This is a genomic window from Acinetobacter sp. LT1 (genome assembly GCF_059800965.1).
In genome coordinates this window covers 56,233-69,159 of record NZ_JBBAXE010000003.1, presented here as the reverse complement: position 1 = coordinate 69,159, position 12,927 = coordinate 56,233, and the positions used below count along the sequence as shown (strand labels likewise).

Here is a 12,927-nt window from a genome sequence, read left to right as displayed (position 1 = left end):
AGCCTAGAACATGACAAAAATCTTGATGATTGAAGATGATTTTATGATTGCAGAGTCAACAATAACGTTGCTGCAATATCATCAATTTGAAGTGGAGTGGGTCAATAATGGCTTAGACGGTCTGGCTCAGTTGGCTAAAAATAAATTCGATTTAATTCTTTTGGACTTAGGGCTACCTATGATGGATGGCATGCAGGTCTTAAAGCAAATTCGCCAAAGAGCAGCAACTCCCGTCTTAATTATTTCAGCGCGAGATCAGTTACAAAACCGTGTTGATGGCTTAAATCATGGTGCAGATGATTACTTGATCAAACCATACGAGTTTGATGAGTTACTTGCCCGTATTCATGCGCTATTACGCCGTAGTGGCGTAGAGGCTCAGCTTGCGAATCATGAGCAACTATTACAAAGTGGTGATCTGGTTTTAAATGTTGAGCAACATATTGCAACGTTTAAAGGACAGCGTATTGATTTGTCTAATCGTGAATGGGCAATTCTGATTCCTTTAATGAGTCACCCAAATAAAATCTTTTCTAAAGCAAATCTTGAAGATAAGTTATATGATTTCGATAGTGATGTGACCAGTAATACGATTGAAGTATATGTACATCACCTGAGAGCTAAACTCGGGAAAGACTTTATCCGAACGATTCGAGGATTGGGTTACCGTTTAGGGCAATCGTAACTTAATTTTGGAACTTCATAACAGTGCATTATTCATTAAAAAAACGACTGATTTGGGGCACCTCAATTTTCAGTGTCATCTTAGGTTGTATATTAATTTTTAGTGCGTATAAAGTTGCACTGCAAGAAGTTGATGAAATTTTAGATACGCAAATGCGTTATTTAGCTGAACGAACAGCTGAATATCCATTGAAAACGGTAAGCAGTGAGTTTGATTTTCATAAAACTTATCATGAAGAAGATCTATTTGTAGATATTTGGGCTTATAAAGATCAAGCCCATTTATCACACCATCTCCATTTATTGGTTCCACCTGTTGCACAAGCTGGCTTTTACTCACATAAAACCAGTAACGGCTTAATCCGTACCTATGTTTTACCGTTAAAGGATTACCAGATTCAGATTAGCCAGCAAGAAAAGGTTCGTGAGGCTTTTGCTTGGGAACTTGCAGGTAGCATGTTCATTCCATATTTGATTATCTTACCATTTGCGATTTTTGCTTTAGCTGCAATTATTCGTCGTGGGCTAAAGCCGATTGATGACTTTAAAAATGAACTGACCCATCGTGACTCAGAAGAGCTGACGCCTATTGAAGTTGTAGATTATCCTCAAGAATTGTTACCCACAATTGATGAAATGAATCGACTTTTCGAGCGCATTTCTAAGGCACAAAACGAGCAGAAACAGTTCATTGCAGATGCAGCCCATGAACTTCGAACCCCTGTGACTGCTTTAAATTTACAAACTAAAATTTTAATTAGTCAATTTCCTGAGCAGGAATCGCTGCAAAATTTGAGTAAAGGATTAGCGCGTATTCAGCACTTGGTGACACAGCTTTTAGCGCTGGCTAAGCAGGATGTATCTTTAAGTGTGATTGAACCGACGAGAGCTTTTCAGCTTAATGATGTCGCTTTAAATTGTGTTGAACAGCTTGTTAATCTGGCTATGCAAAAAGAAATCGACTTGGGCTTTGTTCGTAACGAGCCAATTGAAATGCATAGTGTTGAGCCAACTGTTCATTCAATTATTTTTAACTTAATTGATAATGCCATCAAATATACCCCTCATGAGGGGATGATTAATATTTCTGTTTTCACTGCTACAGATGGCGATGCGTGTATACAAATTGAAGATAGCGGCGCGGGGATCGACCCAGAACATTATGATAAAGTTCTAAAGCGTTTTTATCGTGTACATCATCATCTTGAAGTGGGGAGTGGTTTAGGTCTATCCATTGTTGACCGAGCAACTCAACGTTTAGGTGGGACTTTGACACTAGACAGAAGTTTAGAGCTTGGTGGACTTTCGGTTTTGGTTAAACTTCCAAAGATTTTACATGTTCACGAAACAAGAACTTGAGTTAGACAAGTTCTTGTTTGACTCGTTTTTCAAACTCAAAGCGGTGAATACAAACGGCATAAAATAAGATATTTACCGCCCAAATGACCCAACCTGTCCATAAATTATGACTTAGGAAATGTGCTCCACGCATCATTTGTGCACATCCCATCATAAAGCCTAATAAAATGCCTGAAATGAGATAAAAATAGGCACGTTTGGGTTGTTCAAGACGATAAACAAAATAACCTGTCATTAAAATAAAGCCAGCGCTTGCATGTCCACCCGGAAAGCAATGCCCATGTTTCGCAGTAAAGTCCCAAATATAGCCACCTAAGCTGTTAGGATGAATCATATTCCAAGGGCAGGCATGAGCAGATTGTGATTTTAAGAGACCAACCAGTGCGCTGCCAACCATGCTCACGAAAAACATATAACCATATTGCCAGCGATAAAGCTTTAATTTCTCAACTTTAAATGACGCAAGCCATAGACCGAAAAAAATGACATAAATGCCAGTAATGATCTGCTTTACAATCTCATGATTAAGTCTTTCCAGATACCAATTGTCTCGATTGAAAAAATGACCTGTTGAATCAATCCAAGGTTGGATGAGGTACATATCAATTTTCCCACCCACTGGAAAAACGATTAAAAGCAGCAAAAAACTGAGAAAAAGAAAGATGATATTAATTTGGAAAAATTGTTTTTGTTGATTCATACCATGCAACATCAATTAGATTGTGAGTAAAGGCATTACATAAAATAAAACTTAAATTGCTCTTAAACTATACTGAAGAAAGAGTTCAATCTTCTTTAAAAAATAAAAAAGCGACGAGAAGTATCGTCGCCTTGAGCACTTTAGAAAGTATTAAAACATACCCTCTTCAGAGTTCGCCGAAATTTTATGAATAGACAAATCTGCACCACGAAACTCGTCTTCTTGAGATAAGCGAATGCCAATGGTCGCTTTAAGAATGCCATAAACAATAAAGCCGCCAGCAAGTGCAATAGCGATCGCGAGCGCTGTTCCGATGAGTTGTGAGGCAAACGATACGCCGCCTAAACCACCAAGCCATTGTTGACCAAATAGGCCTACTGCAATACCACCAAATGCTCCGCATACGCCGTGTAAAGGCCAGACACCTAACACATCGTCAACTTTAAGTTTGTTTTGAGTATAGGTGAATAGATACACAAACATAGCCCCAGCTGCACCACCAATCACAAGTGCACTGATTGGATGGACAATGTCAGAGCCTGCACAGATTGCCACTAAACCAGCAAGAGGACCGTTGTGTAAGAAGCCTGGGTCATTTTTCCCAATCGCATTGGCTGTAATTGTACCGCCAACCATTGCCATGAGCGAGTTAATAGCAACTAACCCAGAAATAGCATCAACACGCTGCGCACTCATCACATTAAAGCCAAACCAGCCAACAATTAAAATCCATGAGCCAAGCGCTAAAAATGGAATAGAAGAAGGGGGATGAGCACTTACACGACCATCTTTCTTATAACGGCCAGAACGTGCACCCAATAAAATCACAGCAGCAAGTGCAATCCAACCGCCCATGGCATGAACTACGACTGAACCCGCAAAGTCGTGAAACGTTGCGCCAAAGGTTGTTTCTAACCACTTTTGCAGACCGTAGTTGCCATTCCAGACCATACCTTCGAAAAATGGATATACCAACGCAACTAAAGCGAGTGTGGCAATTGCTTGTGAACGCATTTTTGCACGTTCAGCAATACCACCAGAAATAATGGCAGGAATTGCCGCAGCAAAAGTGAGTAAAAAGAAGCAACGCATAAGGTTATAGCCATGATCACTTGATAAAACCGTACCATCATGGAAGAAGTGCTGGCCATAAGAGATGTAGTAGCCAACAAAGAAATATGCGATTGCAGAAAGGGCAAAGTCAGTCAGAATTTTACTAAGTGCGTTCACCTGATTTTTATGGCGAACCGTACCAAGTTCCAAGAATGCAAAACCTGCGTGCATGGCAAGAACCAAAACTGCACCAAGTAATAAGAAAAATAGATCTACATTTTGCATAGCATGCTCGAAAAAAGTGCTAAATTCCATTTTGGAACAAATCTGGGTCTGTAAATTGCACCAAAATAGATTTAAGGAATCTAAAAACCTAAGCTTGTCGAAACAAACTCAATTGCATAAAAGTGAATATGCAATAAGCGCACCAATTTGGATTAAATAAGGGTTTTTTGGCGATAAATGGTGCGTTGATTTGGTTAAAGAGGGGCAGTTTTGGCGCTTTTTACGTTATAAGTCATCTAATACGCTTATAAATTGTCCTGAAAGAGATCGTTATTAAATTTTTTAAAAATTATCTATATTCAATTAATGATCAGACCAAACCGATTGCGCGACTTCAATAAAAGCTTTCGCAGCGGGACTCATGTGCTTTTTATTTTTGACTGCGAGACCAATAGAACGTTTAAGGTTTGGTTTAAAAGGACGTTTAACCACGTTGGGATAAAGTGAGAGTAACTCTTTAGTGAGTACCATATCAGAGACAATCGAAATCCCTAATTGATTGTGAACCATGCTAACGATACTTAGAATTTGTGACACATAAAATTTGATGTCTGGTTTCACATTAAAGTTTTTTAAAATTAATTCGACCTGATGTCGACTGCCAGCCATCGTCATAATAAAAGGGCAATTTTCTAGCTGTGCTGGATCAATATAGAGCTGCTGCGCGAGCGGGTAACCACTCGGAATTAAGGCAACAAAACGATCTTCAATTAATGGAAATGTATCAAAACGCTCATCTGGCATAATCAAAAAACCAACCTCTATGCGCCGTTCCAATAACCACTGAGCAACTTCTTTATCTTCACCTTCATCGATATAAATTTCGATTTTAGGGTAGCGTTGCCGAAAGCTTTCTAAAATTTCAGGTAATAGATAAATGGATGATGAAGCTCCAAAAGACCCTATACGTAATGTTCCTTCATTTAAACCGTGGATGGCCGCCACTTCTTTTTCTAATGTATCGGAAATACTCAATAACTCTTTTACATGAGTAAGAAGCTGCTGACCTGTCGTGGTGAGTTCAATATCACTTTGGGTTCTTGAAATTAGGTTAATGCCCCATTGTTGTTCTAATGATTTAAGTGCATGGGAAACTGCCGACTGTGAAATGCCCAACTTTTCTGCTGTAGCAGTAAAGCTTTTTAGTTCAGCAATGAGTGCAAAAATTTCAAGCTGGGTAAATGTCATGTCGTATTTGTTATGAGTAAAAACTCATTTTATCATGAGTTTTCATTATCTTTAATATATGAGTAAGCCATGCTAGTTGCCAAACCAGCAAGTTCCAACAAAACTCGAGTAAAGAAATGAATAGTATTGTTTTATCTCTTTTTCCTTTAGTTGCATTAATTGCATCGGGATACTTATTTAAAAAATATCGTTTTTTTAGCGATGAGTTTTGGGCTGGGGCAGAGAAGCTAAATTACTATATTTTATTTCCAGCTTTGCTTTTTAGTACGCTATCGACCACAAAAATTGACTTACAAAGCTTAAGTACAGCCATTATTGCGATGGTGATTGTGGTTTTAGCTGTGACTATCTTTTTATACATACTCCGAATGTTTTGGCACATACCGCCTGCACGTTTTGGTGTGCATGTACAAAGTATGGTTCGCTTTAATACCTATATTGGTTTGGCTTTAGTCACTTCGCTTTTTAAAAGTGAAGGAATGGCAATACTGGCAATTTTATTGGCGCTTTGCATTCCACTTGTGAACATTATTTCGGTACTTGCATTAACTTCTAAAGAACACATGGCAATTAAACCTATTTTAATTGCACTTCTTAAAAATCCTTTAATTGCATCGTGTGTAGTAGGGGCAGCAGTCAATGCACTTCACATCCCGATTTGGGAAGGCTTTAGTCAGTTTATTAAGCTTTTTTCAGTGTCGAGTTTGCCATTAGGTTTGTTATGTGTTGGTGCAGCTTTACAGTTTATGCAAATTAAAAAAGATATTGTCGTGTTGGCGGCAGACACTTTTGCACGACTTTTAGCAGTGCCTGCTTTGGCTTACGCGGTCTGCATGTGGTTTGGTTTGCCAAGTTTGCAAACACAAATTTTAGTTATTTTCTTTGCACTACCGACTGCTTCCGCTTCCTACATTTTAACCAAAGTTTTGGGTGGCGATAGTCAGCTCATGGCAGCCGTGATTAGCTTTCAAACTCTATGTGCCGCAGTAACCTTGCCATTAGTGATTTGGTGGATTTCTTAAGATATAAATTTTAGATAAGTCGTATTTAAAGAATGCTTTGCTACCTTCCTCATCTGATTATTGCTACACTTTTTTCTTTTTCAGGTGGATGAGTATGTCCTTTGATCTCAAAGTGAGCTTGCAGCAAAGGTCTGAACCGTCTGTACAGCAGAAAAAACTGAATCGCCTGATTGATAAAATAGAACAGCAAAAAGTTAGCCTGAGCACTTGGCAAAATGCGCAAGCCGAGATTCAACAGCACATACGGCAAAAACTGATGCCTGTGTATAGTGATTTACATGAAGTCTTATTTCAGCAGTTGTCTCAACTTTGGAATATGTTACATAGCCATGAGTTTTCCAAAGCGGATATACAACAACTAGATGAAAAAATTGCCCAACTTGCACAAACGTTGAAGCGCTCCAAAATGCTATCTGCTGAACAGTTAGAGCTGGTAAAGCAGATCGATACCTTTTATCAGCAACATGTGGGGGAGTTGGTAAAAAAGACTAAAAAAATTCAGCCAATAAAATCTGAATATGATGAAAGTACTGAGCAAAGTGCAGAGTTAGAAGAAGACTTTGAACAGTATGCTGCAGAGCAACAACAAGCACGAGAACAAGCCAAGCAGCAAAGACAGCAACAGAAACGTGAACAAGCTGAGCAAATGGCAGCGCAGTCACTCAAAACAGTTTATTTAAAAATTGCCGCGATGATTCACCCAGACCGTGAGCAAGATGAAACTAAAAAATTAGAAAAAACCGAGCTGTTTCAACAGGCCAGTCAGGCCTACGAAAAGCAGGATTTGTTTTATTTACTCAAACTCCAGTTACAGCTTGAACAGAATAAAGGGCTAGGTGCTAAAGACTTATCTGCTGAGCAGTTGCGGTTTTATAAACTGGCTTTAGATGCACAAAGTCAGCAGCTTGAAAGTCAAATAGCTGAGATTTTAGATTCTTTTCAGCTAGCCAAGAATGTAAAAGCAGAGCATGTACATATCAGTGATGTTTATAAAGCTGTAGATGCTGATTGTGCTGAGTTAAAGCAGCAGTTGAAGTGGGAAAAGGAACGTTTAAAGCACATGAAAAAGGTGAGTGGGGTAGAGATGTTGTTGGGGCATGGGGTGCTTTAGTCTAGCTCACTCAGGTAGAGTGGAAGAGATTCAATGTATAATTTTGAAGATTGATTTTCCTATATATAGTATTTATTATTTAACCTGATAACAATATATGGAGTTTATACTTTAACTTTAATTTTTTAAACTTGGAGAATATTAAATTTGGAAAGAGCTATAAGTTTCAGACAATCTTGGATTTCTTATAGAAGTACTAGATTGAAAGAGAAAGAAAGCCATCAGCCTAAACAGGCTAAGGATGGTGTACCAGTTCTATCTTTAAAACATTACTTAGACGCTTTATCACATATTTTAGATCAGAGTTTTAGGGCTTTTGAAGATCGAGAGTACCTAAGTAACCAAATTTATTCGAAATATTCTAGACGAACTGAACTTTTATCCTATTTTGATTTCGAGTCTGAAGTTAAACAAGAGATTGCAAAGTCAGCTTTGGTGGTATGCCTTAAAAATTTAGAAAAACGTGCATTAAATGCAGGCATACTTTTATTAATTCTTAAATTATTTCTATTAATATTTTTACCAATTATTTTTATAACTACTCGTAATTTTTCCATTCAAAAAAATCTCTCTATTTCTGCTTGAGACCTGAGTTATGACCAAACTGTATTTATTTACACGTTTGGGACATATCATTAAAAAACTCAAACGTGTAGTCCAAAATTCTATTTATAAGGTAAAGAATTCATGGCTAGACGTAAAAAGTCAAAAGCTAAAAAGCGAACTAATATTGCTAAACCTCAGCCAATCATCATTATTAAAGAGCAACCAAAAAGTTCGCGATATTGGCAGCAGGTGTTAATGGTATTGATAGTTCCCTTATTTAATTGGATGAAAGAAATTATCCAAACATATTGGAATTAAAAAAAATCCCCTCGCTAAGAGGGGATTTTTTGAATCAAATTACTGTATTAAAGCGCAGCAATCTGTTCCATATTCGCTTTAACTTTCTCTAACTGAGCAGCAAACTCAGCAAGCTTCGCTTTTTCACCTTCAACCACCGCTGCTGGTGCTTTAGATACAAAGCCTTCGTTTGCAAGTTTGCCCGCAATTTGGTCGTGTTGCTTTTGGATTTTATCCAAGTCTTTCTGCAAACGAGCAAGCTCAGCTTTAGGGTCAATTAAACCTTTCATTGGTACAAATACCGATGCATGGCTAACAACGCTAGAGCAAGACAAAGGTGGCTCTTGGTCTTTATTCAAGAACTCAATGCTTTCAACTTTAGCCAATGCTTTGAACAATGCTTCAATACGAATGATTTGTTCACGTTCAGCGTCAGATGTGTTTTGAAGTAATACTGGCAACAAGCGCGCATTACCTAAGCCTAACTCACCACGAATGTTACGTACTGCACCAATCAAACCTTGAAGCCATTGCATATCTGCTTCAGCTTGTTCATTGATTTTCGCTTGCTCAGGAATAGGGTATTGAGCAGTCATAATCGTTGGGCCACCTTGACCAAGCATTGGTGCAAGAGTCTGCCAGATTTCTTCTGTCAAATACGGCATTAACGGATGAGCCAAGCGTAAAGAAGCTTCCATCACTGCAAGTAATACACGGCGTACTTCAGCTTTACGCTCTTCTGAAACTTCTGCATCGTTCAGAACTGGTTTAGTTAACTCAACGTACCAGTCACAGTATTCATTCCAGATAAAGTCGTAAATCGCTTGAGCAGCAAGGTCTAAACGATACGTTGCAAACGCTTGATGTACAGCAGCTTCTGCTTTTTGCAAACGGCTGATAATCCATTGTTCTGGAAGTTCCCATAGATCAGGACGCGCTTCTTGACCAACAGTTTGGCCTTCAACATTCATGAGAACGAAACGAGTTGCGTTCCAGATTTTGTTACAGAAGTTACGGTAGCCTTCAACACGTTTTAAGTCGAACTTGATATCACGACCAGTGTTTGCAAGTGCACAGAACGTGAAACGAACTGCGTCAGTACCATAAGCATTAATGCCTTCTGGGAACTCTTTACGCGTTGATTTTTCAATCTTCGCTGCATCTTTCGGGTTCATGAGACCAGTTGTACGTTTCGCAACTAAGCTTTCTAAATCAATACCGTCAATCAAGTCTAATGGGTCGAGTACGTTACCTTTAGACTTCGACATTTTTTGACCTTCACCATCACGTACCAAGCCGTGAACGTAAACAGTCTTAAATGGAACTTGAGATGAACCATCTTCATTTTTCATGAAGTGTAGGGTCATCATGATCATGCGGGCAACCCAGAAGAAAATGATGTCAAAACCAGTCACCAACACATCTGTAGGGTGGAAAGTTTTTAAGAAATCATTTGCTGCATCTTTTTGTGCGTCGCCAGTCCAACCTAAAGTTGAGAATGTCCAAAGTGCAGATGAGAACCATGTATCAAGAACATCTTCGTCTTGTTTAAGTTCAACGTCAGCAGCGATGTTGTTTTTCGCGCGTACTTCTTCTTCGTTACGACCCACATAGATGTTGCCATTCGCATCGTACCAAGCTGGAATACGGTGACCCCACCAAAGCTGACGTGAAATACACCAGTCTTGAATGTCACGCATCCACGCCATGTACATGTTGCTGTACTGCTCTGGAACAAACTTAATACGGCCATCTTGAACTGCTTCAATTGCAGGCTCAGCAAGAGGCGCAATTTTTACATACCATTGGTCAGTCAGTAACGGTTCAATGATCACGCCTGAACGGTCGCCACGTGGCGCTTTTAAGTCATACGGTTGGATTTGATCTAACCAACCTTCAGCTTCAGCTTGAGCAACTAATTTTTTACGTGCTTCAAAACGCTCTAAACCAGCATAGTCCGCAGGTGCAATAATAGTTTTAGAAATTTGTTCGCCAGCTTTTGCAATATATTCAAACTCACCTAAAACTTCGGCGTTTTTGTTGAAGATATTAATGATTGGCAAGCTATTACGTTTACCTAGGTCATAGTCATTGAAGTCGTGAGCAGGCGTGATTTTTACACAGCCAGTACCGAAGTCTTTTTCAACGTAGTCGTCAGCAACGATCGGAATTAAACGACCCGTAATTGGCAATACAATATTTTTACCAACAAGGTGTGCATAACGCTCATCTTCTGGATGAACGGCAACGGCAGTATCGCCGAGTAAAGTTTCAGGACGAGTTGTTGCAACAACTAAATAGTCTTTGCCGTCTTGAGTTTTAACTGATTTGTCTTCAAAGAAATATTTAAAGTGCCAAAGTGAGCCTTTTTCTTCTTTGCTTTCTACTTCAAGGTCAGAAAGTGCTGTTTGAAGTTTAGGGTCCCAGTTTACAAGGCGCTTACCACGGTAAATTAAACCGTCTTCGTGCAAACGAACGAATACTTCTTTAACTGCGTTTGATAAACCTTCGTCCATCGTGAAGCGTTCACGTGACCAGTCTACCGAAGAACCTAAGCGACGAATTTGTTTCGTAATTGTGCCGCCAGATTGTTCTTTCCATTCCCAAACTTTTTCAATGAACTTTTCACGGCCTAAGTCGTGACGAGTTACACCTTGTAGGCCAAGTTGACGCTCAACAACCATTTGAGTTGCAATACCAGCATGGTCTGTACCCGGTTGCCACAAAGTGTTTTTACCCATCATGCGGTTATAACGGGTCAGGGCATCCATAATGGCATTGTTAAAACCATGGCCCATGTGCAAACTACCAGTGACGTTTGGTGGCGGAATCATGATACAGAATGATTCACCGTGACCAGAAGGTTTGAAGTAACCTTGTTCTTCCCACGTTTTGTACCACTTCTTTTCGATCTCGGTTGGATCGTATGTGGTTGCAATATTTTGAGCGGTTTGAGCGTCAGTCATAGTAGCTTAGATCGAATATGCATAAAAAATTGCATCTATTGTAGCAAAAAAATGCCTCGAAATTAATGTGCTGAAAACAGATAAACGGTTTTGTATTTTTTTCAAAAAACGGTAGATTTATGAAAGATGGATCACAATTTAATCGTGTGGCGACACGGCACAAAAATTACAAAAGAATTGAAAAAGGATGCTGCTGATGAGTTATGAAGTTTTTTTGAAAATTTCCGATTCGACTTATACCCAATTCGAGGCCATTCGGCAAAAACTACATGATGGAGTAAGCCAAAGTCAGGCAAAAGTTTTGGGGGATGTATTGTCTGACCTTTCTTGTGAAATTATTGAGCAGGTTTTTTCTGTGCTTTTACAGTCAGGAAATGCAAGCATGTCTCCAAAACAACAAGCTGAGTCTGAAAAAGTTATTCAGCAAGTTTTAGAGACTTTTCGAAAATACATGCCTTGGTCAGTTTCATTCTTTGGAAATGAACGTCTTTTACCTTTAGTTGACTACATGACATCTCTCATGAAAGAGCAAGGGCAGCAAGTTTATATTACCTATCCGGTCACACTTCAACTCGTACAACAAGCCGAAACCCTTACCCAGCAAATTCGTGACGGTAATATGCAAAGCATTACGGCTGCATTTGAAACGCTCATACAAATTGTGGATTTAGGCGTAACAAGCCTAGTACGTGAACCTAAAAAGCGTTTAAAATTTAATTTGGTTGTCGATAAAACTCTTAACGGAGTCATCAACATGACGACGCATTTGGGCTATAAACGTTTGGAAAAGTTAGGGACACAGGTCGATCAGACCACAGCAACTCATTATATCAACCACTTTTTGGCCTTCATGCATCAAGCAGCATAATTTAAAAAGATAATAGGAACATCACATGGCCAAACTTGATACTTTGCAAAATAAAGTGGTATGGATTACGGGCGCATCTTCTGGTTTGGGTAAGGCCTTAGCAGGAGAGCTCGCTTTACAAGGCGCAAAGCTGATTTTGACCTCGCGTCGTTTTGAAGAATTAGAAGAGGTTCGGGTTGGTTTATTAAATCCCGACCATCATTTGTCTGTGGTCGCAGATATTACTGATGAAAAGCAGGTTCAAGAGGCTTATAAGCAGATTTTAAAGGCGAAAGGTCGTATTGATTGGCTCATCAATAATGCAGGTTTGAGTCAACGTGCTTTAATTCAAGACACGACCATGGCAACCGAACGCGCCATCATGGAAGTCGATTATTTCTCACAAGTTGCACTCACCAAAACCGTCCTACCAACTATGCTAAAACAGAAGTCTGGCAGAGTTGTATTTGTGTCGAGTGTAGCGGGTTTATTAGGTACACAGTACCGTGCAAGCTACTCGGCTGCTAAAGCGGCAATTCACATGTGGGCAAATAGTTTACGTGCTGAGGTTTCAGATCAAGGTGTTGAAGTTTCAGTTATTTTCCCTGGTTTCGTAAAAACTAATGTTTCTTTTAATGCACTCAATGGCGCAGGGCAACCTCAAGGCCATCAAGATGAAGCAATTGAAAATGGTTTAGAGGCAGATGTTTTTGCAGAGCAAGCTGTAAAAGCTTTAGTACAGGGGCAAGAATATATTGTTGTGGGTGGGGCCAAAGAAAAACTAGGGGTGATGGTTTCTCGGATGTCACCAAAACTTCTTTATAAAATGATTCGGAAAACAAAAGTAAAATAAAAAAGTGATTTCGCCG

Annotated in this window: 12 protein-coding genes; 8 read left to right on the top strand and 4 right to left on the bottom strand. The window is 39.3% G+C overall.

The features are described from left to right. The first annotated feature begins 10 nt into the window (after nt 1-10). Both WBW42_RS03535 and WBW42_RS03530 read left to right on the top strand, forming a co-directional pair. A complete protein-coding gene (locus WBW42_RS03535) occupies nt 11-685 on the top strand; it encodes a DNA-binding response regulator PmrA (RefSeq protein WP_002116411.1) in 675 nt (224 codons plus the stop codon). A 23-nt stretch (nt 686-708) separates the two neighbouring features. Next, nucleotides 709-2,043 carry a two-component system sensor histidine kinase PmrB gene (locus WBW42_RS03530; protein ID WP_002116013.1) on the top strand — a complete coding sequence of 445 codons (1,335 nt, stop codon included), beginning with the start codon at nt 709-711 and terminating at the stop codon, nt 2,041-2,043. Between the two features lies 1 nt (nt 2,044). Here the strand turns inward: WBW42_RS03530 and WBW42_RS03525 are convergent, their stop codons facing one another. The 3 genes from WBW42_RS03525 to WBW42_RS03515 all read right to left on the bottom strand — a co-directional run bounded on the left by WBW42_RS03525 (nt 2,045) and on the right by WBW42_RS03515 (nt 5,269). Beyond that, the gene (locus WBW42_RS03525) at nt 2,045-2,755 is read right to left on the bottom strand and encodes a phosphatase PAP2 family protein (RefSeq protein WP_080776804.1); all 711 of its coding nucleotides are present in this window, start codon (nt 2,753-2,755) and stop codon (nt 2,045-2,047) included. Nucleotides 2,756-2,893: 138 nt separating this feature from the next. After that, nucleotides 2,894-4,081: an ammonium transporter gene (locus tag WBW42_RS03520; protein ID WP_032056643.1), complete on the bottom strand. Its 1,188-nt coding sequence runs from the start codon at nt 4,079-4,081 to the stop codon at nt 2,894-2,896. A 303-nt stretch (nt 4,082-4,384) separates the two neighbouring features. Further along, nucleotides 4,385-5,269 (bottom strand): LysR family transcriptional regulator, encoded by an 885-nt coding sequence (locus tag WBW42_RS03515; RefSeq protein ID WP_032056642.1) that lies wholly within the window; start codon nt 5,267-5,269, stop codon nt 4,385-4,387. A 116-nt stretch (nt 5,270-5,385) separates the two neighbouring features. Between WBW42_RS03515 and WBW42_RS03510 the strand changes: the two genes are divergently transcribed. The 4 genes from WBW42_RS03510 (at nt 5,386) to WBW42_RS03495 (ending at nt 8,266) form a co-directional block, all read left to right on the top strand. Next, a complete protein-coding gene (locus tag WBW42_RS03510) occupies nt 5,386-6,291 on the top strand; it encodes an AEC family transporter (RefSeq protein ID WP_032056641.1) in 906 nt (301 codons plus the stop codon). A gap of 94 nt (nt 6,292-6,385) precedes the next feature. Beyond that, nucleotides 6,386-7,402 carry a molecular chaperone DnaJ gene (locus WBW42_RS03505; RefSeq protein ID WP_032056640.1) on the top strand — a complete coding sequence of 339 codons (1,017 nt, stop codon included), beginning with the start codon at nt 6,386-6,388 and terminating at the stop codon, nt 7,400-7,402. Between the two features lie 201 nt (nt 7,403-7,603). Further along, the gene (locus WBW42_RS03500) at nt 7,604-7,987 is read left to right on the top strand and encodes a hypothetical protein (protein ID WP_032056639.1); all 384 of its coding nucleotides are present in this window, start codon (nt 7,604-7,606) and stop codon (nt 7,985-7,987) included. A gap of 102 nt (nt 7,988-8,089) precedes the next feature. Then, a complete protein-coding gene (locus tag WBW42_RS03495) occupies nt 8,090-8,266 on the top strand; it encodes a hypothetical protein (RefSeq protein ID WP_153884502.1) in 177 nt (58 codons plus the stop codon). 47 nt (nt 8,267-8,313) lie between these two features. On the opposite strand, the gene WBW42_RS03490 is transcribed toward WBW42_RS03495, so the two are convergent. Beyond that, entirely contained in the window at nt 8,314-11,211 is a 2,898-nt protein-coding gene (locus tag WBW42_RS03490) for a valine--tRNA ligase (protein WP_032056638.1), read from the bottom strand. A 196-nt stretch (nt 11,212-11,407) separates the two neighbouring features. Between WBW42_RS03490 and WBW42_RS03485 the strand changes: the two genes are divergently transcribed. Both WBW42_RS03485 and WBW42_RS03480 read left to right on the top strand, forming a co-directional pair. Continuing rightward, on the top strand, nt 11,408-12,079 hold the full coding sequence (locus WBW42_RS03485; RefSeq protein WP_002116504.1) for a hypothetical protein: 672 nt from the start codon (nt 11,408-11,410) through the stop codon (nt 12,077-12,079). Between the two features lie 25 nt (nt 12,080-12,104). Continuing rightward, nucleotides 12,105-12,911 carry an SDR family NAD(P)-dependent oxidoreductase gene (locus WBW42_RS03480; protein WP_032056637.1) on the top strand — a complete coding sequence of 269 codons (807 nt, stop codon included), beginning with the start codon at nt 12,105-12,107 and terminating at the stop codon, nt 12,909-12,911. The last annotated feature ends 16 nt before the right edge of the window (nt 12,912-12,927 follow it).